This window comes from Streptomyces avidinii, from assembly GCF_014650695.1.
Lineage (GTDB): Bacteria > Actinomycetota > Actinomycetes > Streptomycetales > Streptomycetaceae > Streptomyces > Streptomyces avidinii.
In genome coordinates this window covers 1-23,153 of the sequence record NZ_BMVL01000018.1, presented here as the reverse complement: position 1 = coordinate 23,153, position 23,153 = coordinate 1, and the positions used below count along the sequence as shown (strand labels likewise).

Annotated in this window: 19 protein-coding genes and 2 pseudogenes; 10 read left to right on the top strand and 11 right to left on the bottom strand. The window is 70.8% G+C overall.

Annotated features, from left to right (window positions below):
• Positions 1-70 precede the first annotated feature (70 nt).
• Positions 71-433 (bottom strand): hypothetical protein, encoded by a 363-nt coding sequence (locus tag IE257_RS32975; protein WP_189973513.1) that lies wholly within the window; start codon positions 431-433, stop codon positions 71-73.
• Between the two features lie 253 nt (positions 434-686).
• Here IE257_RS32975 and IE257_RS32970 point away from each other — a divergent pair, with 253 nt between their 5' ends.
• The 3 genes from IE257_RS32970 (at position 687) to IE257_RS32960 (ending at position 3,737) form a co-directional block, all read left to right on the top strand.
• Complete coding sequence (locus IE257_RS32970) at positions 687-1,238, top strand: DM13 domain-containing protein (protein ID WP_189973512.1); 552 nt, start codon at positions 687-689, stop codon at positions 1,236-1,238.
• Between the two features lie 196 nt (positions 1,239-1,434).
• Positions 1,435-2,643 (top strand): right-handed parallel beta-helix repeat-containing protein, encoded by a 1,209-nt coding sequence (locus IE257_RS32965; protein ID WP_372453144.1) that lies wholly within the window; start codon positions 1,435-1,437, stop codon positions 2,641-2,643.
• A gap of 35 nt (positions 2,644-2,678) precedes the next feature.
• Positions 2,679-3,737 (top strand): methyltransferase, encoded by a 1,059-nt coding sequence (locus IE257_RS32960; protein WP_189973511.1) that lies wholly within the window; start codon positions 2,679-2,681, stop codon positions 3,735-3,737.
• Positions 3,738-3,864: 127 nt separating this feature from the next.
• Here IE257_RS32960 and IE257_RS32955 read toward each other — a convergent pair whose 3' ends face one another.
• On the bottom strand, positions 3,865-4,116 hold the full coding sequence (locus IE257_RS32955) for an acyl carrier protein (protein ID WP_052873145.1): 252 nt from the start codon (positions 4,114-4,116) through the stop codon (positions 3,865-3,867).
• Positions 4,117-4,129: 13 nt separating this feature from the next.
• On the bottom strand, positions 4,130-5,317 hold the full coding sequence (locus tag IE257_RS32950) for a SchA/CurD-like domain-containing protein (protein ID WP_189973510.1): 1,188 nt from the start codon (positions 5,315-5,317) through the stop codon (positions 4,130-4,132).
• A gap of 148 nt (positions 5,318-5,465) precedes the next feature.
• Here IE257_RS32950 and IE257_RS32945 point away from each other — a divergent pair, with 148 nt between their 5' ends.
• Positions 5,466-7,151, top strand: a complete 1,686-nt coding sequence (locus IE257_RS32945; RefSeq protein WP_189973509.1) for an FAD-dependent oxidoreductase — start codon at positions 5,466-5,468, stop codon at positions 7,149-7,151.
• Positions 7,152-7,231: 80 nt separating this feature from the next.
• On the opposite strand, the gene IE257_RS32940 is transcribed toward IE257_RS32945, so the two are convergent.
• The 6 genes and pseudogenes from IE257_RS32940 to IE257_RS32920 form a co-directional block, all read right to left on the bottom strand.
• Complete coding sequence (locus tag IE257_RS32940; RefSeq protein WP_189973508.1) at positions 7,232-7,732, bottom strand: hypothetical protein; 501 nt, start codon at positions 7,730-7,732, stop codon at positions 7,232-7,234.
• A 29-nt stretch (positions 7,733-7,761) separates the two neighbouring features.
• Complete coding sequence (locus IE257_RS38695; protein ID WP_229920813.1) at positions 7,762-9,606, bottom strand: amidase domain-containing protein; 1,845 nt, start codon at positions 9,604-9,606, stop codon at positions 7,762-7,764.
• Positions 9,607-9,927: 321 nt separating this feature from the next.
• Positions 9,928-11,697, bottom strand: a pseudogene (locus IE257_RS38690) (DNRLRE domain-containing protein); the annotation flags it as partial.
• A gap of 215 nt (positions 11,698-11,912) precedes the next feature.
• Complete coding sequence (locus tag IE257_RS32930; protein WP_189973506.1) at positions 11,913-12,527, bottom strand: TetR/AcrR family transcriptional regulator; 615 nt, start codon at positions 12,525-12,527, stop codon at positions 11,913-11,915.
• 140 nt (positions 12,528-12,667) lie between these two features.
• The gene (locus IE257_RS32925; protein ID WP_189973505.1) at positions 12,668-14,737 is read right to left on the bottom strand and encodes a galactose-binding domain-containing protein; all 2,070 of its coding nucleotides are present in this window, start codon (positions 14,735-14,737) and stop codon (positions 12,668-12,670) included.
• 207 nt (positions 14,738-14,944) lie between these two features.
• Positions 14,945-16,141, bottom strand: coding sequence for a serine hydrolase domain-containing protein (locus IE257_RS32920; protein WP_189973504.1), 1,197 nt, complete (start codon positions 16,139-16,141; stop codon positions 14,945-14,947).
• 236 nt (positions 16,142-16,377) lie between these two features.
• On the opposite strand from IE257_RS32920, the gene IE257_RS32915 reads away from it, so the two are divergent.
• Positions 16,378-17,199, top strand: coding sequence for a helix-turn-helix transcriptional regulator (locus IE257_RS32915; RefSeq protein WP_189973503.1), 822 nt, complete (start codon positions 16,378-16,380; stop codon positions 17,197-17,199).
• Here IE257_RS32915 and IE257_RS32910 read toward each other — a convergent pair.
• Positions 17,194-18,741: a monooxygenase gene (locus IE257_RS32910; protein WP_189973502.1), complete on the bottom strand. Its 1,548-nt coding sequence runs from the start codon at positions 18,739-18,741 to the stop codon at positions 17,194-17,196. The two genes, IE257_RS32915 and IE257_RS32910, sit on opposite strands and share 6 nt — an antisense overlap.
• Before the next feature lie 64 nt (positions 18,742-18,805).
• Here IE257_RS32910 and IE257_RS32905 point away from each other — a divergent pair, with 64 nt between their 5' ends.
• Together IE257_RS32905 and IE257_RS32900 are read left to right on the top strand one after the other, a co-directional pair.
• On the top strand, positions 18,806-19,510 hold the full coding sequence (locus IE257_RS32905) for a TetR/AcrR family transcriptional regulator (protein WP_189973501.1): 705 nt from the start codon (positions 18,806-18,808) through the stop codon (positions 19,508-19,510).
• Positions 19,503-19,868: a zinc ribbon domain-containing protein YjdM gene (locus IE257_RS32900; protein WP_189973500.1), complete on the top strand. Its 366-nt coding sequence runs from the start codon at positions 19,503-19,505 to the stop codon at positions 19,866-19,868. The genes IE257_RS32905 and IE257_RS32900 overlap by 8 nt, the downstream gene beginning before the upstream one ends.
• Before the next feature lie 221 nt (positions 19,869-20,089).
• Here IE257_RS32900 and IE257_RS32895 read toward each other — a convergent pair whose 3' ends face one another.
• Entirely contained in the window at positions 20,090-21,061 is a 972-nt protein-coding gene (locus IE257_RS32895; protein WP_189973499.1) for a ScbA/BarX family gamma-butyrolactone biosynthesis protein, read from the bottom strand.
• A gap of 101 nt (positions 21,062-21,162) precedes the next feature.
• Here IE257_RS32895 and IE257_RS32890 point away from each other — a divergent pair, with 101 nt between their 5' ends.
• From IE257_RS32890 to manB, 3 genes and pseudogenes are all read left to right on the top strand, one after another.
• Entirely contained in the window at positions 21,163-21,864 is a 702-nt protein-coding gene (locus IE257_RS32890; protein WP_189973498.1) for a ScbR family autoregulator-binding transcription factor, read from the top strand.
• Positions 21,861-22,817: an NAD-dependent epimerase/dehydratase family protein gene (locus IE257_RS32885; RefSeq protein WP_189973497.1), complete on the top strand. Its 957-nt coding sequence runs from the start codon at positions 21,861-21,863 to the stop codon at positions 22,815-22,817. Before IE257_RS32890 ends, IE257_RS32885 begins: the two co-directional genes overlap by 4 nt.
• 106 nt (positions 22,818-22,923) lie before the next feature.
• Positions 22,924-23,153 (top strand): annotated as a pseudogene (manB, locus tag IE257_RS32880) (phosphomannomutase/phosphoglucomutase); the annotation flags it as partial.

Genomic DNA, 23,153 nt, shown 5'->3' with positions numbered 1-23,153 from the left:
ATATGACCAGCACACGAGCGTGCGGAGCTGCCCGGACGGGGGCTCCGCACGCTGCCGTGACGGGGGTCCGCTAGGGGTTGAGCCGGACCGAGTTGATGGGCGTGAGATCGGCGTAGACACCGGTCTTGGCGGCGATGTTGCTGCCGCAGTCCCGGCCTCCGGAGCCCTTGCACAGATTTGCGGTCGCACCGCCGTACTGGTTGTTGAGCACCCAGTGGTTCCCGAACTGGTTGCTCAGGTTGTGCGCCCCGTAGGCGTAGAAGACGTGCGTCGGCTTGACGGCCGGGTTCTGGTTCTGAGGGTAGATGCAGACCGCCCCATCCGGGCAGCCGGCCCACGCGTCGGCCGGCTTCGCCTCGACCGTGCCGCTGAGCGCGAGAACGGCGACGACGGAGGTGGCGAGCGCGGCGGCGCCGCGGAACATCTTGCGCATGATTTCCCCTTGTGGTGCTTGCCTCGTGCTGACGGCTTCAGCCTGCCCCGGCCATGCACCGGGGTCGACGGGTTGCCCGTTGCCCAACCCCTGCCGGCCCGGGAAACCCCCCGCCACCTGGGCGGACGACGGGCAGTGGGCAACGGCCCGGTCGGCGGACGTAAGACTTTCGTCATCGGAGCGGGCATGGCGCACGGCGGCGCGACCGCGTTGAATCACCGAGGAGAGAACGAGTGGGGAAGAGGGATCGTCAGTGACAGGGACAAGGCGACGCGGACGGCTGTGGGCCGGAGCATCGATCGCGGTGACGGTGGTGCTCGCGGCGGGGCTGTACTGGCTGCAGCCGTGGAAGTTGTGGCAGGACGAGACCGTCCGCGAGGCGCTCCCGGTCGCCGTCGCGCCGTCGGAGCCCGGGGCGGCCGCGGCCGTGCCCGGCGCCGCCCCCGCCGCCCCGGTGACCGTGGCCCGCGGGACCCTGATCAGCCACGAGCACAGCACCACCGGCGAGGTGGAGCTCATCCGGCTCCCCGACGGGTCCCACACGCTGCGGCTGACGAACCTCGACACCAGCAACGGCCCGGATCTCAGGGTGTGGCTGACCGATGCTCCGGTGAAGGAGGGCGTGGCGGGCTGGCGCGTCTTCGACGACGGCAGGTACACCAGCCTCGGCAAGCTCAAGGGCAACAAGGGGGACCAGAACTACCCGGTCCCGGCCGACGTGAAGGTGGCCGATTTCACCAGCGTCACCATCTGGTGCGACCGCTTCGACGTCTCGTTCGGCGCCGCGACGCTCGTCGGGGTGTGACGGGCCCGCGGGGTCCGTCCGGGCCGGGCGACACGCCGTAGGGCCGGTGCTGATCGGGCGTCACCCCGTTCGGCCGTCGTCCGGAGTACGACTATCCACTCCTCCGGACGCGAAAATGCGCCCGTTTGCCCACGGGATGTGTCCATCCGCTCACACGGTGTGGCGAGAGGTCGTCATGGCCCATAACTTCGGGTTCGTGACGAACCGACAAATCAAGTCCCTCACGTGCATCGCAGTCGTCATGGCCGCAGGTCTCGGCGTACTCACGCCCTCCGCCGCCGCTGCCGGACGCCGGGTGCTCCCGGGCGACTCGATCCAGGAAGCGGTGAACTTCGCCAGGCCGGGCGACATCATCACCGTGATGCCCGGCACCTACTACGAGAACGTGCTGATCACCAAGAGGGTTACCCTGCGGGGCTTCGGCGCCCGTACGGTGATCAAGCCGCCGGTCAAGGCCACCACCCCGGTCAACCCGGTCAACCCGGGCACCCCCGTCAACCCGGGCACCCCGGTCACCCCGGTCACGCCCGTGACGCCCCCGGAACCCGGCGCGACGGGGGCACCGGTCGCGCCCGGGGCAGCGGCGGCGCCCGGCGCGGCGGCGAACGGACGGGCCCTCACCTGCTCGCAGGCCGACACCGGCATCTGCGTCATGGGAACGGCCGAGCAGCCCGTCGTCGGCGTGGACATCCGCTCGCTGACCGTCTCCGGCTTCAAGCGCAACGGCATCTGGGCCTCCCACACCGACCGGCTCAGCGTCCAGCGGGTGATCGCCGAGAACAACGGCACGTGGGGCATCGCCCAGGAGAGGTCCACCCGTGGGCTCTTCCGCGACAACACCGCGCGTGACAACGCCGAGTCGGGCCTCTTCATCGCCAACACCGTCGACCGCGAGGGCGGTGCCACCGACACCCTGGGCGCCGTGATCCGCAGGAACACGCTGACCGGAAACCGCATCGGCGTCACGGTCAGGCGGGTCCGGAACCTGGCGGTCTACGGCAACACCGCCACCGGCAACTGCGGCGGCATCTTCGTCGTCGGCGACGAGGGCGAGCCCGGCGCCGGAGACATGACCATCCGCAACAACCGGATCCACGAGAACAACAAGTTCTGCAAGGGCAACAGCCGCCTCCCCGACATTCAGGGCGTCGGCATCGTCCTCACCGGGGCGGAGCAGACGGTCGTGCGGGCGAACTCCATCCGCGGCAACGTCGGAGCCTCCCCGCTGTCGGGCGGAATCCTGCTCTTCAAGAGCTTCGTGGGCGCGACGAACACCGACAACGTCATCCAGGACAACGAGGTGAGGGACAACAAGCCGGCGGACCTGGCCAACCAGGGCACCGGATCGGGCAACCGGTTCCTCAACAACCGGTGCGAATCCTCCGTACCGGCCGGGATGTGCTGACGCGTGACCACCCTGATCAGCAGAATCGAGGCCTCATGACCACGGTAAGTCCCACCCCCACCCCGATCCCGGCCCCCCAGCACACGCCCCAGCCCGCCATGCGCATGCGGGAACTCGTCTTCGGCGCCGCCTGCGCCGCCGCCGTACGAGCGGCGGCCCGCCTGGGAGTGGCCGACGCCCTCGGGGAGTCGCCCACCACCGCGGCCGAGCTCGCGGCCGCGGTCGAGGCCGAGCCGCTGCCCCTCCAGCGGCTGCTCCGCGCCCTGTCCTGCTACGGGATCTTCGCGGAGACGGAGGACGGACAGTTCGTCCACACCGAGATGTCCCGACTGCTGCGCGAGGACGACCCGCACAGCCTGCGCTACATCGCCCTGTGGTGCACCGAACCCTGGACCTGGCAGGCCTGGCCACGGCTCGACGACGCCGTCCGCTCCGGCGGCAGCGTCTTCCAGGAGCTGTACGGCAAGGGGTTCTTCGACTACCTGCACCAGGACGCGCACGAGTCGGCCCACGTCTTCAACCGGGCCATGACCACCTCCAGCATGCAGTCGGCACTGGACGTCGCGGAGCTGCTCGACCTCACCGGGATCTCGGTGGTCGCGGACATCGGCGGCGGCCAGGGACACGTCCTGGCGAGCCTGCTGGAGAAGCACCCGACGGTACGGGGCGTCCTGCTCGACCTGCCGGGTGTCGCGGCCAAGGCGGACCCCCGGCTGCGGGAGGGCGGCGAGCTCGCCGCCCGGGCCGAGATCGTTCCCGGGGACTGCCGTGAGGCCATCCCGGTCGACGCCGACATGTACATCATCAAGAACATCCTCGAATGGGACGACGAGAGCACCCGCAGGACGCTGCGCAACGTCGTCGGGGCGGCCCGCCCCGGATCCAGGGTCGTCATCATCGAGAACCTGGTCGACGACAGCCCGTCGATGAAGTTCACCACGGCGATGGACCTGTTGCTGCTGCTGAACGTCGGCGGCGCGAAGCACACCAAGGCCAGCCTCTGCGCCCGCATGGCGGACGCCGGGCTGGTGATCGGGGAGATCCGGCCGGTGAACGCGTACCTGCACGCGTTCGAGTGCACCGTGCCCGGTTGATGCCCGCCGGCATAGGACCGGCGGCGGGGGCCGTCGGGCCGCACACGCCTCGAGACCGGCAGGGAGCCGGTCTCGGGGACGTGTCCGGTGCGCCCGGGGCGCCGCGTGGGCCCGGGGCGCGTCGGCTTCAGGCCGCCAGGGCGTTGTTGACGAGGTCGAGGAACTCGCGCGGCGACTTGCAACGGTCCGCGTCGGCGGGCAGCGGCCGGCTGTGGCGGTTCTCCAGCTCACCGACGATGCCGAGGAGTCCCAGGGAGTCGAGCCCCCACTCGTCGAAGCCCGAGTCGGGGCGGCTCGCCATCGCCGCGGGGTCGACGGTGATGCCGGCCCCCTTCTTCATCAGAGCGGCCAGTTCTTCCATGGTCAGTCGAGCGGTCATGACGGACAACTCCTCATGCTTGGACCGGCGTGCGCCGGTCGGTGATCAGGCGCATTTCAGAGCGCGCGAGGAAGCGTGAGATCTCCTGGTCGGTGGTGGGGACGCCGTCCTTGGCGCTGTCGAGCAGCCGGGCGAGCACGGCGGCCTTGTGGCTGCCCTCGACGCCGAGGGCCAACGCGGGCCGCGCGTCGAGCGGGCCGCGCAGATCGAGGAGCCGCACGACGATGTCGTCGCGCTGGAAGACGGTGCTGGCCTCGACGGGGCACGTGGGGTCGTCCACGGCCGCCTCGTCCTGCCCGGCCAGCAGCCGGGCGAGCGCCATGCCGCACCCGTCCTTGGCCGGGTAGAAGAGGGCATGCCGCCCGACGTCCGCGGGCTCGCGGCCACCCGCGGCCACGTGGTGCACCGCCGGGAGCGCCGCCCGGGTGAAGAACATCCGGGCCGATCCGGGATCGCTGAGATCCCGGTCCTGCTCCAGGTACGGGTTGATGGCCTCCTCCAGCGCCCGCACCTCGGGCTGGCGGGCCACGTGGCGCAGTGCCGCGAGGAGGTCGCCCTCCACCTCGACCGCCCGCACGACCCGGTTGCCGTGCATGAACAGCGAGGTGCGGCGCAGCCGCGTCGTCTCGTCGACCTGGGCCTGCGGGGAGGTGTACCCGGCCAGTAGTTCCGCCACCACGGGCTCGCTGCCCGGCTTGACGGTGAAGGTGAGCGCGTGGCGGACGATGCCGTCCCCGCGTCGCGGAGCCACCTGAAGACGCCCCCGGGCCCGGTCCGCGGCCCCCGCGGAGGCGGAGGCGGAGGCGGAGGGGAAGGCGCCGAGCGGGACGGTGTGGGAGGAGAGGCCGGGGTCCGGTCCCTTGCCGGTCTCCCGCAGCACGCTGAAACGCAGCGATCGGGTGTCCCGTACGCAGCCGTGGAGCGGCTGCACCGAGGCGACGTGTTCCTCGCTGTTGACCCAGGCCAAGAACCGCGGTGCGCTCTCCCACTCACTGGTGATGAGCCACTGCGACGGATTCTCGATCGACTGGCACAACTCGTCGCTGATGTGTCCGGGGACGGAGGACACCTGCTTGCGCAGATGTTCGTACACCTCCAGAAACTGGTTCTGCGCTCCGTCGTACAGATCCAGCAGCAGTACGACCCGAAGCCTCGAGCCGTCGAAGGCGGACTGGGATATCCGTTCCGACAAGGTTGTCATCGTTCACACTCCTTCGAGACCACACGGTCGCCACGGGGCGGCGCCACCCGAACCCGATCGTTGTCCCGTAATCCCTGCGGCGCGAGATGAGAGAACCAAGCGGGTGAACGAGCGAGGGAACCCCCCTCGCACAGGGCATGGAAGGAACATGAAGGAAAACGTCGACCACCACGTCCCGGTCCTCATCGTGGGCGGCTCGCTGGTGGGTCTGTGCACCTCGCTCTTCCTCGGCCGGCATGGCATCAGGCACATGGTGGTCGAGAAGCACGCGGGTACCTCCCTGCACCCACGCGGACGCGGTATCAACGTTCGGACGATGGAGCTGTTCCGGGTGGCCCAGGTAGAGCACCGGATCCGGGACGCCGCCTCGGTCCTGGCGGACAACCACGGCATCCTCCAGGGCGGCTCGCTGACCGGGGACGATCAGGAGTGGCTCTTCGAGGAGATCGACCCGGGTGGCGCGCTCGGGCGCTTCAGCCCGTCGTCCTGGTGCCTGTGCAGCCAGAACGACATCGAGCCGGTCCTGATGTCCGTGACCCCTTCCCTGGGGGCCGACCTGCGGTTCTCCACCGAACTCCTCTCCTTCGACCAGGACCCGGGCGGGGTCACCGCAGTCGTGAAGAACCGGGACACCGGGGAGCACAGCACGGTGCGCGCGGACTACCTCGTCGCCGCAGACGGGCCGCGCAGTCCGGTGCGCGAGGAGCTGCGGATCGGCCAGAGCGGTTCCGGGGACCTGTTCCACAACGTGAGCATCACCTTCCGGTCCCGGATGCTCGCCCACGTGGTCGGCGACCGGCGCTTCATCGTGTGCTACCTGACCAAGCCCGACGCCGACGGTGCCCTGCTGCCGGTCGACAATGCCGAGCGGTGGGTCTTCCACGCGCCCTGGCACCCCGACCAGGGCGAGACGCTGGAGGACTTCACCGACGAGCGGTGCGTCGAGCACATCCGGCGGGCCGTCGGCGCACCCGACCTGGACGTCGAGATCACCGGGAAGGCCCCGTGGCACGCGGCCGAGCGGGTCGCCGAGCGGTACGGGGCCGGCCGGGTCTTCCTGGCCGGTGACGCGGCCCACGAGATGTCCCCCACCGGGGCCTTCGGCTCCAACACCGGCATCCAGGACGCCCACAACCTCGCCTGGAAGCTCGCCGCGGTGCTGGGCGGTTCGGCCGGGCCGGGGCTGCTGCAGACCTACGAGGCCGAGCGGCTTCCGGTGGCCCGGGCGACGAGCGAGCGCGCCTCGGCCCGGTCCGCGGAGCACAGCCACCCGGGGTACGAGCCCGACCCCGAGATCCTGCCCGCGACCGAACCCGAACCGGATCCGGACGCCGCGCCGCGCGGTGGCGGCGGCCGGCAGGGCGGGGTCCTCTCGGTGGCGATGGGCTACCGCTACCCCCGGGGCGCGGTGCTGGGAGCCGACCCGGACCAGCCCGTCGTGCCCGAACGGATGCGGCTCACCGGCGAGCCCGGCAGCCGCGCACCGCACATGTGGCTCTGCGGACCGGGGGACCCGGAGCCGAAGTCCAGCGTGGACCTGTACGAGCGTTCCTTCGTCCTGCTCAGCTCCGAGGGCACGCCGTGGCGCGCCGCGGCCCGGTCCGTCGCGGAACAACTGGGCCTGTCCCTGGACGCGTACGCGATCGGCACCGGACCGGAGGCCGATCTGATCCCCGCGAACGGCGGCGACTGGACCGAGGTGCACGGCACGACCCCGCAGGGTGCGGTCCTCGTGCGCCCCGACGGTTTCGTGGCGTGGCGCTCGGCCCAGGCCGTGGCGGACCCGGAAGCGGTCCTCCACGAGGTCCTGACCACCCTGCTGGACCGCGCCTGACGCACGCACCACGCCGAAGGGCGCCGTCCCGTGGAGTGATCCACGGGACGGCGCCCTTCGGCCTTCGAGACCGGTTCAGGTCACGGCACCATCTTGGAGCCGAGCTCACCCGGGGTCTTCGGCACCCACGGCCCGACGGCGGTGGCTTCACCGGGGTCCGGCTCGGCCAGGTTCACACCCCAGGCCTCCTTGTCGGCCACGCGCGCGGCACGGACGTAGATCTCCTTGATCTGGCCGCTGCCGTGCAGGTAGAGCACGACGGTCTGCCGGTAGGAGCCCTCGTCGTAGAACTCCGCGGTCACCGGGCCGCCGGCGCCCTTGCGGAATGCATCGATCCAGTTCTTGGCGGTCTTCTCGGCTACGCCCTCGCCCCGCTCGTCGGACGCGAGCAGTGCCAGCTCCTCGGCCTTTCCGTCGGCGATCCGCCACACCACCTGCTGGGTGATCCCCAGCGATCCCGTGGACGGATACCCGACGACCTTGAGTGGCGGATGACTGCTGTAGTCCCCGATGTAGTCCGCCTCTTCGGAGGTGACGTCCCCGGAGCAGGCCGTCAGCACGCCGAGCGCCACGGCGGACACGAGCGCGGCTCGGAGAGCCGGTGCCGGCCTCACCGGGACCTCGGCCTCAGGGCGCCGATCTCCACGATCTTTCCGTTGTTCCTGGCGATGATCTCGGGCAGGGTGCTGAGCGGCGAGTACCCGTGCTGGGCGATCTTGACGGTACCGCCCTGGATGCCGCGCACCACGGCCGTGTGGTTGTAGATGTTGTCACCCCTGTACTTGAAGAACAGAACGTCTCCGGGGCGCAGATTGTACGAGCGGTTGACGTAGCCCGGCTGGCGGTAGTTGAACAGGTGCGTGAAGAGCCCTTGGGCTCCGGCCCAGGTGCGGCTCTCCCTCGGCATCCAGCTGAAGGTCGGGTTCCGCCACCAGACGTTGCTGTTCCTGTACCAGCCGGTGCGCATCTTCATGCCACCGCCGTAGTAGAGCGACTTCGACACGAAGTTGGCGCAGTCGTTGTTCCAGTACTCGACCTTGTCATAGGCGTGGGTCAGGGCCCAGCTCGCGGTCCCCGAACCATTGACGTACGCGGCCGTACGGACGCCGGCCTCGGACCCGCCCGCCAGCGGGAAGCCGTCGGTGCCGAGCGCGATGGGGTCGATGCCCGTCGGCACCTCCGGGGCCTCGGCCGAAGTGGCGGTGACCTGGGAGACCGCCGCAGCCGTGGTGGACAGGGTCTGCCCGGCTTCGATGTCGTCGGACTCGCTCTCCAGCTTCGCCGCGCCTGCGACGACGTTGAAGACGAACCTCCGGTAGATCCGGTTCTCCGAGACCTCGTCGACCCCGTCGACCCGCATGGTCACCGTCTGGATGACGGTGCTCCGTACGAGTACCCGGCCGGCCGCGCCGCTCAGGACCGTGGTGTCCGCAAGGGCCGAGGACGCACCGATGTAGGCCTGGTTCTGCGTTTCCAGGCCCTCGCGCGTCCCGACCACGGGGTCCTCCTGCACGCCGAGCAGGTCCCTGAAGACCTCAGCGTGCGGGGATTCGGCGGCGGCTTCCTCCGCGGTGAGACTCACCCCCGTCATGACCTTGTTGCGGGCGCTCAGGTACGCCTGGACGTAGTCCTTGTAGCGCGCGGTTCCCCCGGGCACGGAGGAGCCCTGAACCGGCGCACTGCGGGACACCGGGCTGCTGCCCACGGCGTTCTTCGCCGTCACGGCGACCCGGTAGGAGAGGGCGTTGTCCAGGCCGGTGAAGACGGCGCGCGGTACGGTGCCCTCCGAGGTGGCGACCACGGTGCCGTCGCTCTTCTCGGCCTTCGCCACGTACGTGGTCTCGCCGTTCGAGCCGGTGTCGGTGGGCGGGTTCCACGTGGCGAGCAGGCCCGCGTCACCGGCGGTGGCGACGACGTCGTTGACCGCGCCGGGGGCGATCGGCGGCAGGTACTCGATGGTCAGCCCGGGCCGCTTGGCGGTGTCCGTGACCGTACCCGAGTGGTACGAGGCCGCCGCCGCGGTACCGGGAACCGTAAGGGCTATGCCCTGGTTGGTGCCTCGATCGATCCATGACTGCACCAGCATGCCGAAGTCGACCTCCGCCAGGGCGGTGTCCGTGACGTAGCTCTCGTCGCCGGCCGCGGCGAGGAGGTCCTTGCCGCTCTGCGCCGCGGTCCAGGCGGTGGAGAGCTCGTACACGCTCGGCTTCTGCGCCACGCACTGCGTGGCGCAGTCGGACCGGGTCAGTGACAGCTTGGCCGAGGTGACCCGGGCCCCCGCCGGGAGCGCGGAGAGGTCCGCCTTCAGGTGCGTTGCCCAGAGGTGTCCGTCCGCGGTACCGATCCGCAGCTGGTCGGCCGGGGGCGTGGCGCAGCCGGGCGTGTCGCAGTCGGTCGGGGCGGACGTGCCCGCGAGGGCGGCGCCGGTGAGGGTCAGGGACTGCGTGGCGGGCATCTGGGGCAGCGGCTGGAGGCGGACCGTCAGGCTCTGTTCGGCCGACCAGGGCGAGCACCCGACGGTGTCACAGGCCCGTACGGACCAACGGTACGTCGCGCCGTCCGTGAGCTTGCCCTCCGGGATCTCCAGCGCGGCCCGGCTCCCGCTCTCCACACTCACGGCGGGCATCGCAAGACCGGGGACCGGGTTTCCGGCCGCGTCCTTCAGCGAGAACTCGGCCTTCACCCGGGTCTGCGCGGGGGACATGGTGACCGCGGACAGGATCGGCGTCAGCGTCTGCTGGGCGCCGGCCTGGAGGTCCTGCGGGGCGTCGGGCAGCGGGCTGACCGTGAAGGTGGTCCAGTTGGACCAGGGGGACCAGCTGTTGCTGTAGTGCGTGCCGTCGTACGGCGAGGTGCGGAAGCGGTACATGCGCCCGTGCTGGAGCACGCCCGCGGGTACGACGACCGATGCCGGGGTGCCGGCGGGTACGTACGGCGAGACCAGGGTGTTGCCGACCTGGGTGTTGGTGGCCGCGTCGAAGATCTGGAAGGTGCCGTTGACCGTGTCGCCGTCCTTGTCCGCGAACGTGTCGCGCAGGGTCGGCGTCGTCGTCTCGACACGCCAGGCGGGGGTCTTGTCCTGGATGAACGGAGGGCCGGCCTCCTGCTTGGTGCCGGTCTGCGGACGGTAGTTGTAGGTCACCGTCAGCTTCGGCGGATTGGCCGTGGCGTTCGCGGAGTTGACGCGCTTCCACTGCCCGACGACCGACTCCGAGGTGGCCCGCAGACCCATGCTGGACAGCGGCGCCTTCGCGGAGGCCCACGTCTGCACGAGGGTGGTCACGTCCGCGTTGATCCAGCCGTCCGGTGCCGAGGCGCAGCCGGGGTTGCCCCGGGTCTCGGTGGAGGTGGCGTACTTGGTGCCCATGGCGGGCTGGTTCGTCCAGCGGGACGCCGTGCTCGGGGCTCCGGAGCTCCAGACCTCCCACGGTTGCGCGACGCAGTCGGTGTTCCCGGAGTGGAAGTTGAACAGCGACAGCTTGGCTTCGGAGACCAGCGCGTCCGCGATGGGCGCGGTGTTCCAGGTGATGAAGGAACGCGCCGTACGGAAGGTGCCGTCGCCGTTCTTCGTGCCCGGGTTGCCGAGGTCGAGCTCGGTGTCGTTCGACCAGTCGACGGTCTCGCCCTGCTGGACGTAGGTGTCGAAGACGCTGCCCAGCGACGAAGTGGAGGGGTCCACCGTCACGGGGTACTTGGTGGCCGGGTCCGCGAGGAACTTCGCGTCCGGGGTGACGACCAGGTCGACCGTGCCCCTGCCCTGGACGACCTTCATCGCCACGGGCACCTTGCGGGTGTGCTCGCCGGAGACCGGGTCGACCGTGGAGTCCCACATCACCGGCGCCGGCATGACGGCGGTCCGCTTGCTCCTGCGGTCGGTGAACTGCACGCCTCCGTCGGCCTGCTGTTCCACCTTCAGGCCCTTGGCCACCAGCGGCAGGGTGTACGAGTAGTTCCCGCCGGCCGGCCGCTGCTTCAGCTCGACGAACTGCTCGAAGCCGCTGCGGGTGGCCTCGATGACGACGTCACCGCCGGGGACGGCGTCGGTGTATTCGGCGCGGGCCCCGTCGAGCTTCGGGGTCGGCAGGGCGCCCTTCCACTGGAGGGTGATCTGCTGGTCGCCCTCGCCGAGGGTGACCAGGTCGGTGCTGATGAAGCTCGCCGACGGTGCGGCCGAGGGAGCGGCCTTGGCCATGCGCGGCAGGCTGCCCGCGGCCAGCTTCAGGCCCTGCGGGTGGGCCTTGGACGCCACGGAACCGTCCGAGCCGCGGCCCAGGTTCACATCGACGCTTCGCCAGCCGCGCGCCTGCTGGTCGTAGAACCGAATCGGCCCGGCGGCCACTTCGGTCGTGAGCGTGCCGTTCGGGTTCACCCACGTCGTGGCGGTCTCGGACCGCTCCGAGACGGCCTCCACGCGGTGGCCGGCCGTGCGCGCGGCCACCCGGGCACGCGGGAGATTGAGTTCTTCGGTCACCTTGCCGGTCTTGGCCGCGGACCCGGCCGGAGCCGCGCCCGCCGTGTTCGAGCTCTGGAGCAGGGTGGCGGTCACGATGAGGGCCGCCCCGCCCGCTATCCAGTGCGAGGTACCCCAGGGCCCTCTCCCACGGCGTCGTGCCGCGGAGAAACGAGTAGCCATACTTCCTCGGTCTTTCGGTGGATCATCGAGTGATCTCGATACAGAGAGCTGCAACGTAGCGCCCTGACCAGGCAGTTCGATCTCGCAAACGGACAAGCAGGACACAACTCGGCCGGTAGTGATGCAATTCACGCCATGGCTGAATCTGGCCGCTCACCGATGAGGCCCGCGACATGGTCGGTGATCATGTCGAGGATGTCCGCCGAGATCCGGTCGTCGCCGAGGACGAGGTGGTTCAGCGTCAGCCCGTCGGTCATGGCGGCCAGATAGCGGGCCAACACGATCACGGGTACGCGGAGTTCGAGGGCCATGTGGTGGCGGAGCTGTTCGATCAGCTCGGTGTAGGTGTCGCAGTACCGCTCGTACTGTCGCCGCGACAGGTGCTCGAAGCCCGGCCGGCGCAGCGCGTACTGGGTGAGTTCGTAGGTGAGCATGTGCTCGCCGGGGTGGTCGGACACGTGGTCCCAGTACGCCTGGAAACCCGCTCGGACGGTCTCCCGGAGGGTGGCCCTCGGCTGGATCGCCTCCCGTACCAGCGTGACGCTGTGTTCGGTGATCGCCGCGATGACGGATTCGAGCAGGGCCTGCTTGGAGTCGAAGCAGTAGTGGAAGACGCTCAGGGACACCCCCGCCTCGGCGCAGATCGACCTGGTCGTCGTCGCGGCGACGCCGTCGCGGGTCATGGCGCGGATCGCGGCCTCGGTCAACTGTCTGCGCCGCTCGGCCGAGGGCATCCGTGCCATGGTTCTTCCTTTCGGTCGTGCTGTGCGGTGTGGCTGATGGTGCGCGGTGGATCCGGGGCCGGGGCCGGGGAAGGCGGGAGGGCCGGCCGGATCAGCAGATCCGGCCGGCCCCGGCCACTCGTGCACCCGCCCCGGCGGCGTCAGCCGCTGTAGACGCCGACCTCGTGGAGCGAGTACCCCCACTGGGTGGCCCGCTGGAGTCCCTGGACGCGGACGTAGCGCGCCGGCACCCCGGAGAAGCGGGCCGTGTCCAGGCCGCCGTCACTGGCGGTCGTGGACCAGACCGTCTGCCAGTTCGTATCGTCCGTGGAGACCTCGATGCGGTACGCCTTGCCGTACGCGGCCTCCCAGTCCAGGGTGATGCGCCCCACCCGGTTCGCGGACCCGAGGTCGATGCGCAGCCACTGGTTGTCGTTCCATTCGCTCGCCCAGCGGCTGCCCGAGTCCCCGTCCACGGCCCGGCCCGGCGAGAAGTTCACGAAGGGGTTCCACCACTCCGCGCTCGACGCCGACGCCGAGGAGCCCGCGGCCAGGTTCACGCCGGACCTGTGCTTCTCGGAGTTCCCCCAGGTGGTCAGGTAGGACTCGGCGCCCTTGAACAGGTCGTCCACCACGCCCTGGCCGCCGACGAGCCGGATGTCCTCGATCCAGTCGGGGACCAGACCGTAGTGCGCGGCGCCGTCGGTGTTGAGGTCCCAGGTGCGCGAACCGGTGGTCTGCTTGTCGATGACCGAGCCGCCGTCGGTGCTGCGGAACGGGTAGCGCACCGGGTTGGGCGTGTCGGCCCCGCGCGGTCCGGGCCAGCCGCCGACGCCGTTCATGTCGGTGCCGTACCCGTAGCCGACGTTGTACTTGTCGCGCAGCGCGTCCGTCCGCTTCGCCTCGGCACTGAAGCCCTCGGCTCCGCTCATGTACGAGGCGATGAAACCGCCGAGCTTGTAGACCCGCTCGGTCCAGTCCATGTCCATCCAGCTGTGCGAGGAGATCACACCCGGGTACGACTCGGACTCCAGGATGTCGAAGGCCCGGCCCGCGGCCTTCACGCTCATGTGGTCGACCTCGAGCATCATCTTGCGCTTCATCATGCCGCGCACCGCGTACTCACCGAGTTCCGTGAGCCCGCGCGTGTTGCACTGGGCGTCGCCGGCGTAGGAGGGGACCGCCACCCCCGCGGGGAGTTTGCTCTGCACCGCGGGTGCGGCCGCCGCGAGTCCGATGGGGTTGTCGTGCTGCGGGCCGGTGCACTTCTCCGTCTTCCAGAAGGTCCCGGTGGAAAGGAACTGGCCCACGTTGATGGCGGTGCCGAGGGCGCCCTCGTCGAAGCGCACCCCGCACAGGGCGTTGTCGAACTTGTGGCACAGGAACATGCTGCGCACGCCGAGGCGGTACAGCTCGTCCAGCCCGCGGTCGATGTCCTGCTTGCTGCACTGCGAGATGTCCAGGATCTGCTTGCAGCCGAAGGGTTCGGAGGTCTCGACCCCGAGGACCACGGCCAGCTTGCCCTGCTGGATGACGTCGCGGGCCTGCGCGGAGTCCGTGACGATCCGGAACCAGCCCTTGCCCGGGCCGCCGTACATCTTGTCGATGTAGGCCTGCATGTCGTACGTCTTCTGCGCTTCGAGCCGGATGGCGGTCATCTCGTCGCAGCCGCGGTCCTTGAAGAAGTAGACCGAGCAGATGACCCCGTTGGTCACGAGGTCGTTCACGAGTACGCGCTGGCCGCCGCGCCAGGCGCGCTCGACCCAGGCGTAGTAGTTCTGCTGGTGGGTCAGCGAGTCGTGGGCGGGCCAGTCCTTGAAGGTCGGCCAGCCGTTCGGGTCGTGCTTGCCGTCCCCGCCCTTGGTGATGAAGTCGAAGATGGCGAGCGTGCCGTCGGGGTAGTGCTCGGGACAGTCCTTGAGCGCGTCGGCCACCCCCGCCTCGGAGAACGGCTTGCCGCAGATGAGACGGCCGCCGAAGCCCTCGTTGGACATGATGTGGTCGTGCGCGTCGACGAAGCCCCGGACCCGTCCCTGGGCGTCGGTCCCCTTGAAGGGCTCGCCCGTGACGTTGATGTCGGAGTCGGGTGCTGGCCGCGCGCTCGGGTTCCACCAGCCGGGGTCGGCGGCGGAACTGGGTACGGGGCCGAGCACCATGGCCACCACGGCGAGGAGCAATGACAGGACCGCCAGGGGCCTACGCCTGTGGTGCGTGTGTCGAGAAATGGTCATCACTCACGTCTTAGGTCAGCCGGATGGCGCGGTCGAGGAACGGATCCGCCGGGGGTCATGACAAGCCACGGCCACAGGCGTGGCTTGTCATGGACCCCACAACGGTGGGACGAGAATCCCGACTGCCGCCGACAGAGTCAATAGTCCGGGACAGATGACCTGATGATTCGTCAGACGGGAGCTGCCTCCGCTCGCCCGCCCGTGAGGTCAGCGCGCGTTGCGTTCCGGCAGGTCCATCTCGGCCGGGGCGATGCCGAACCCGCGCGCCGTGGCCTTCGGGGCCGGCTTCCCGCAGAACGCGGCTTCGAGGGTGCCGCCGAGGGCCGTGTTGGCCTGCCCCCGGTTCGAGGTGTTCGCCATCGCCGCGAGACTGCGGCGCCCGTCGCGGGTGGAGAAGGCGTAGGTGTAGAAGCCCTGCACGGTGCCCGTGTGCCCGTAGACCGAAGTGCCGCACGACAGGTCGTAGCGGCGCAGGCCGAGCCCGTAGAACCGGGTGTTCGTGGTGTCGGTCGGGGTCACGGTGAGCATGGCGTCCAGCAGGCGCGCGGGCAGCAGCCGGCCGCCGAGCAGCGCGGACGTGAAGGTGTTCAGGTCGGCCGGATCGGAGATCACCGCCCCCGCGGACTGGGCCCACGACACCGTCTGCTCGGTGGAGTCGACCAGCGGGGCGCCCGCCTCGTCGGGGTGGAGGTAGCCGTGCGCGTGCGGACCCCTGATCTGTGTCCCGGGGTGCACATAGGAGGTGTTGCGCAGTTTCAGCGGCTTGAAGATGCGCCGCTCGTACTCCTTGGCCACGGCGTTGCCGGTGGCCTTCTCGATGAGCATGCCGAGGACGACGAAGTTGGTGTTCGAGTACGCGTACGCGGCGCCGGGCTCGTTCGTCCGCGGTTCGGCGAGCGAGAGGTTCACCAGCTCCTGGTAGCCGAACACCCGGTTGCGTACGGCCTCGAAGCCCGGCACGGTGTGCTCGAACATGGCATTGGTGTAGTCCGACAGCCCGCTGCGGTGGCTCAGCAGGTGACGCACCGTGATCCGGTCGTCGGGGAGCAGCCCGGGGAGGTACCGGTTGACGGAGGTGTCCGGATCGACCTTGCCCTCGTCCACCAGCTGCAGCAGGACGACGGAGGTGAACGTCTTGGTGACGCTCCCGATCCGGAAGCGGGCCCGGGCGTCCATCGCCGACCCCGTGATCTTGTCGCGCACGCCGACCGTCTTGACGCTGACCCCGTCGGGGCCGCTGAAACGGGCCATGGCGCCCGGCGCTCCGGCAGCGGTCGTGTTCCGCAGCGCCTGGGTCAGCGCGTCGAGGTCGGGGGTGGTCGGGGCGGCATGGGCGGTGGCCGCCGGAGCCACGGCGGCCATCACCGCCAACAAGGCTGCGCCGAGGGCGAGTCGTCGGTTCATGGGCTGGGGCACGATGCTCCTCCGGTGGGGGGCGGAATCCGGTCCGTGGGTCTCGATCGGCCGGTGCCGATCGGCCGGGCAGGTCGGGTCGGCCGGGCAGGTCGGCCGGGCAGGTCGGGTCGGTCGAACCCGAGCCTACGCAAGATCATCAGGTCGGAGGGGTGCCGGAACGAGCGGGAACGCGCCAATGAGGAACGGCAGTTCCGCCACGCGGAGCCGCCTTCTAATCTGAAGGTGTGACCAGCAGCGATCTCGGAGACTTCCTGCGTGCCCGGCGCGCTCACCTGCGGCCCGGGGACGTGGGAATCGCCTCCTACGGACACCGCCGCGTGGCGGGGCTGCGCCGCGAGGAGGTCGCCGTTCTGGCCGGAATGAGCAGCGACTACTACGCCCGGCTGGAGCAGGGGCGCGAGCGCGGTCCCTCCTCGCAGGTCCTCGACGCGATCAGCGCCGCCCTGCGCATGGACGAGGCCGCGCGGGAACACCTGTTCAGGCTGGCGGGTGCCGCGCCCGACGGTGACCGGCCGCAGCCGCGGGAGGCCGTCGGGGCCGCCCTGAGGCAACTGCTGGACGGGTACACGGGCACCCCGGCGTTCGTCCTCAACCCCGCCACCGACTTCCTGGCGGCCAACGCGATGGCCGACGCGCTCTTCTCCCCGTTCGCGCGGCGGGACAACCTCGCCCGGATGACCTTCCTCGACCCCGCGGCCCGCCGGTTCTTCGTCCACCCGGACCGCGCGGCCGAGGCGGTGGTGGCCGGGCTGCGCCACGCGACCGGCCTCGACCCGCGCTACCCGCGGCTGCGCGCCCTGGTCCGCGAACTCGGTTCGGTCAGCCAGGACTTCGCCGCGCTGTGGTCCGCACACGGCGTCCGGGGCAAGACCTACGAGACCAAGGAACTCGACCACCCCGACGTCGGCCGGCTCTCGCTCACCTTCCAGTCCTTCGACGTGCGCGGGGCGCCGGGCCAGCAGCTGGTGGTCTACCACGCCGAACCGGACAGCCCGAGTGCCCGCGCCCTCACCCTCCTCGGCGGTTCCACCGGCCGCCCGTCATGACGGGCAGGGTGCCCCGGTCGGCGACGTCCATGCGGTGAGCGCCGCGTCGCGGCCGGTACGGCGTTCACCGGCGTCGTCGCTCCGGGTGGCCCAGGCGATGTGCCCGTCGGGGCGGATCAGGATCTCGCGGACCCCGTCGAGCTCCGGGTGCTCCTCGCGTGCGTGGGCGGTGACGGCGCTGAGGTGCGGGTACCGGCCGGGGGCCTCGTACGGGTGCGGGTGCGGGTCCCGCGCACCGGCGAGGCGGAGCAGGACGAAGCCGCCCCGGTGCAGGAGCTCGTACGCCCGTGTCGCGCCCGAACCGGCCGCGCTCAGGGCGATGTCGGGCATCCTGCGGCCGACCAGCGGATCGGCGCCGGGGGCGGTGGCCGGGTAGGCGGTGCCGAGCGCGGAGACCTGCTCGGCGAACCGGCGGTTGACCTCGGGCATCTTCAGCAGTTCCTCGAAGAGGCCGCGCAGGGCGGCGGCCGGCCGGCGGTAGCGGTCCACGAGCGGCAGCTCCGCCAGCAGCGTCTGCACCTCGGTGTTCTCGGTGACGGCCCGGCCGACGGGGTGGCGCTCGGTGTGGTAGGTGTCGAGGAGGCCGGGAGGAGCCCAGCCCTTCACCTCCGCGGCCAGTTTCCAGCCGAGGTTCATGGCGTCCTGGAGCCCGGTGTTGAGGCCCTGGCCCGCGGCCGGGAAGTGGATGTGGGCGGCGTCGCCGGCCAGGAGGACGCGGCCGGAGCGGTAGGAGGCCGCCAGCCGGGTGGCATTGCCGAAGCGCGAGAGCCATCGGGGCCGGTCGACCCCGAAGTCGGAGCCGCAGATCCGGACCAGCGCGCCGCGGAACTCCTCCAGCGTCACCGGTACCCGCGCCGGTGTCCGCATCCGCTCCGGGTCGATGTACACGAAGCGGGTGAGCCCGCCCTCCAGCGGGACGGCGAGCACGCCCGCGCCGCGGGCGCCGGCCAGGTCCTCGGGGCCGGCGGTGATGGTGGCGAAGTCCCCGAGCACCCCGGTCAGGGTCTCGTCGGTGCCGGGGAAGTCGATTCCGGCAGCTTCCCGGACGGTGCTGCGCCCGCCGTCGCACCCCACCAGGTACGCGGCGCGGAGGATCTGCCGGGCTCCGGCAGGTCCGTCGTCCGGCCCGTGCACCTCCGCCTCGACCCCGTCCTCGCTCTGCCGCAGGCCGGTGAGCGTGTGCCCGCGGCGTATCTCCACCCCCAGCTCGTGCGCCCGCTGCGCCAGCAGCTCCTCGGTACGCGCCTGGGTCAGGAACAGGGTGTGCGCCCGGCGGCTGTCCAGGGCGGCGAAGTCCAGGGGGGTGTCGAGGGCGGCGAAGTGCCAGCCGGGCAGGATCCGGCCGAGCCCGAGGAAGCGCGGGGCGAGGCCGCGCAGATCCATCACTTCGAGGCTGCGCGGATGCAGGGTCAGCGCCCGGGAGTCCTGCTGCGGGCGGGTGCGCCGCTCGACGACCAGGGTCTGCACGCCGGCCAGTGCCAGCTCGCAGGCGAGCAGCAGCCCGGTCGGCCCCGAACCCACCACGATCACGTCGGTATCCATCGGTGATGCCTCCCATAATTAGTGAACAGCGTTCACGTGAACGTTGTTCACTATAGTGAGGACCATGAGCTCCCCGTCAACCCCCGCCCGTGGCCGCCCGGCCCGCCTCGACCGCACCCGGACGGTCGACACGGCACTGGAACTCCTCGACGAAGTCGGCCTCGACGCGCTGACGATGCGGCGCCTCGCCGACGCGATGGACGTCCAGGCCGGCGCGCTGTACCGGTACTTCGCCACCAAGGGCGACCTGCTGACCGCGATGGCGGAACGCATGCTGGCCGACCTCGCGGCGACGAGGACCGACGGCGACTGGAGCGAGCAGCTGGCCTCCCTCGCCCGGGGCATGCGCACGGCGCTGCTCGCCCGCCGGGACGGCGCACGGGTCTACGCGGGCACCCATGCGACCGGGCCCCACACCCTCGGCTTCGCCGAGGCGGTCATCGGCGTGCTGCGCACGGCCGGATTCGGCGCGCAGGAGGCGGCGCGCACGCTGATGGCGGTGGCCCACCTGACCATCGGCCACACGCTGGAGGAGCAGGCCGCGCTCCAGTCGGTGGGGGGTGAGGGGGCGGCGGACCTCGAGCGCCTGCGCCTGGCGGCCGATCCCGAGCGGTATCCGCAGCTCGCTGCCGCGCTGCCCGCGCTCACGAGTGAGGACTTCGCGGCGCACTTCGAATTCGGGCTGTCCCTGCTCCTGCAGGGCCTGAGGGCCCTGGACCGCTCGCCGACCTGCGGAGACGGGCCTGAAATATACTCGCGGGGTGACTGAGAACCCCTTGCCTCCCTGCCCCGAATGCGCGGGCGCGTACACCTACGAGATGGGGGCGCTCCTGGTCTGCCCCGAGTGCGGGCACGAGTGGCCGCACGCCTCCGGCGGGTCCGGTGAGTCGGGCGGCGCCGCCGAGGAGCGGGTGATCAAGGACGCGGTGGGCAACGTGCTGGCGGACGGCGACACGGTGACGGTCGTCAAGGGCCTGAAGGTCAAGGGCAGCCCGAGCGGCATCAAGGCGGGCACCAAGGTGCGCAACATCCGCCTGGTGGAGGGTGTCGACGGCCATGACATCGACTGCAGGATCGAGGGCTTCGGCCCCATGCAGCTGAAGTCCAGCGTGGTCAGGAAGGTCTGACCGGCAGCGGCAGCGGCAGCGGCAGCGGCACCGGCACCGGCACCGGCACCGGCGACGTCGGTGGCGACCGGGACGGTGACGGCGACGGCCGTGAAGGAACGAAGGCGCCTGTCGGGTACGGACCCGAGCAGGCGCCTTCGCCGTTCTTCCGGAGCGGACGGGCCGGTGCGGCGGGGGCTCATGAGCCGGCGCGCTCATGAGCCGAGTGCCTCACCGAGCGGTCAGGGCGTCGCGGGGACGCGGAGGGGTGCGGGCGCCGTGGCGTTGATCGTCGCGGTGGCGGTGAAGACGACCTCGCCGTTCTGGCTGGCGACCACGCGTACGGGATGGCGGTCCGGCGTGGCCGGCTCACCGGCGGTCGGGACGGTCTCGATCCAGCAGGCCGAGGTCAGCTCCGCGTAGCGGAAGAAGCGGATCTCCATATCGGTGAGGACTCCCCGTCGGGGGAAGGCGGAACGGTACGCGGCCTGCCGCACGGCCTCCAGGAGCAGCATGCCGGGGGCGTGGTCGACGGGGTGGTCGAAGAGGATCGGGTGGTTGACGTCGGCCCGGAGCTGGGCGCGCCGCGTGGAGCTGGTGGGGGAGAGGACCACGTCGTGGAAGCGGTCGCGGCCCACCCGGCGGGGCGTCAGCGGCGGCGGCAGCGGGATGGTGCGGGCGGCCACCTCGTCGAGGTCCGCGTTCCTGCCGCGCAGCCGCTGGTAGACGGCCTCCGGCTGATTGGTGAAGCCCGCCTCGGCGGTGCCCAGGAACTCTCCGTCGCGGGTGGCGGTCACGTGCATGGTGAGGCCCGCGAGTCTTCGGCCGCGCCGCGAAATGCCGGAGCAGCGGATGTGGAGTGCGATGTCGGCCGGAGTCGAACCGACGGCGAGAGCCTCGGGGTTGGTCGAGTAGCTGAAGGTGTCCCAGATCTGGCGGTGACCGAAGGGGACTTCGTACGCGACGTGGCTCAGGAGCGGGATGGCCTGGCGGACCGACTCGGCGAGGAGCAGGGGATCGTGGTGGCCGCCGTCCGGCGTGTAGAAGCTGTGGGTGCGGGGCCATTGGGCGCTGACGACGTATTCGTCCGGCGCGACGGTGCGCCACCCGGTGAGTAGGACTTCCGAGTGTGCGCTCTTGTGTACGTACTCCCGCGGTAAGGCGCTGCTGAGCGCGGCGATGGGTGAGGCGGAGTGATCAGTTGACAGAGTCATGGTTGAGCCCCCCTGGACGTCGGACATGAGCTGGTGCTTGTTCGGCGCAGGTCCTAAAATAAAGGATGTTCGTTTTTTTTGTCGAGATTAGTTAGGTGCTCATGTCAGAACGGAAGCAGCAACGCGCGCCCCAACTCAGGGCAGTTCAGACCAAAGCTGCCATCCTGCGCGCCGCGGCCGAGGTCTTCGACGAGTTCGGTTTCAGCGGGGCCAGCATCAGCAAGATCATGAAGCGCGCGGACGTCACGCAGGGCGGCATGTACTTCCACTTCAGCTCGAAGGAGGAACTCGCCTACGCCGTCATGGTCGGCCAGGGGGACGGCCTGGAGTTCCCCGCAGGGGAGGACGGCCTGCAGCACCTGGTGGACATCACGCTCTACCTCGCCGAGCAGCTCCAGCACAATCCGGTGCTCCGGGCCGGCGTACGACTGGCCGTGGAGCAGGGCGAGTTCGGCCTGCGCGACGACGTCGCCTACCAGGCCTGGGTCCTGGAGTTCCGCCAGCAGCTGCGCTTCGCCCGGGCCAAGGGGGAGCTCCAGCCGGACGTGGACGACCACGAACTCGCCTGGGTGCTGGTCAGCTCGTTCACCGGGGCTCAGCTCTTCTCCCAGGCGTCCACCGGACGGGCGGACCTGCCGCAGCGGATCGCCTCGCTGTGGCGGTACCTGCTGCCCGCGGTGGCCGCCGACGCCATCCGCGGCGGACTGCGCCTGACGCTGCCGCCCGCCGAGCAGAAGCCCAGGAACGAGCCGAAGAACGCATCCGGGAACGAGACAAAGTCGGGTTCGGAGAAGCGGGCTTGAGCACCCGCCATGTCGTCGTCACCGGCGCGACGGGCTTCGTGGGGTCGGCCGTGCTGCGCCGACTGGCCGCGCAGGACCCGCGGGCCGTGGTGCGCGCGACATCGCGTACGCCGCCCCCCGCGGCCCCGTACGGCGTGCGCTGGATGGACGCGGACCTGGCCGACGAGCAGTCCCTGCGCGGGGTGTGCGAGGGCGCGGACGTCCTGCTGTCGCTGGCCTCCTACATCGGACCGGACGCCGACCGGTGCGCCGCGGTCAACTCCGCCGGTGCCGCAGCCCTGGTGGCCGAGGCCCGACGGGCCGGAGTGGGGCGGATCGTCCACCTGTCGACCTGCGCCGTCTACGGACCGGGACCGCACCGGGGGCAGGACGTGGCTGAGCTGACACCCGCCCCGGTCTCGCCGGCCAGCGCCGGACGGCTGGCGGGGGAGGGGCCCGTGCTCGATGCCGGGGGCCTGGTCCTGCGCGCGGGCCTGGTGCTCGGACGGGGCGACCGGTGGGCCGTACCGGCCCTCGTCGACGCCTTCCGGCGCGTACCGGCGCGGTGGGACGGAGGGGAGGGGCTGGCCTCCTTCGTCGACGTCGACGACCTGGCGCGGCTCATCGTCGCCTTCGCCCTCGGCGACGGCGCCGCGGCCGATACGACGGGTGTCCTGCACGCCCACCACCCGGAGCCGGTGCGCAACCGGGACATCATGGACGTGCTCGCCGCGCACCGAATACTGCCGGCGCTGCCCGCGGAGGACCGGCCGTGGCACAGGTGCCTGGACGCGCTGGCCGCCACCCCGGGCTGGGTGAGCGAACGTCAGTTCACGCTGCTGGCCCGGGACCACTGGTACCGCGCGGACGCGGCCTGGGAACTCGCCGGGATCACACCGGGGCCCGGCCCGCTGAGCCGGATCGGCCCGGCGGCGGGGTGGTACCGGGAGAGGGGCGGGGCGGCACCGGGGTGACGGCTATCTGCCAAAGCCTCAACGGGATGGGGCGTGGGCGGGCCGTGTCGGGCAGGGCGGCGGGTAGCGTCCGGAGCACAGCCGGTCACCCCATGAAGGAGTGGAAATGCCCGATCTTTCGAACATCGTCAAGGCGTATGACGTGCGTGGTGTCGTGCCGGACGAGTGGGACGAGTCGTTGGCGGAGCTGTTCGGTGCGGCGTTCGTCGAGGTCACGGGGGCTGGGGCGATCGTGGTCGGGCATGACATGCGTCCGTCGTCGCCGGGTCTGTCGGTGGCGTTCGCGCGGGGTGCGGCGGCGCGGGGTGTGGATGTGACGTTGATCGGTCTGTGTTC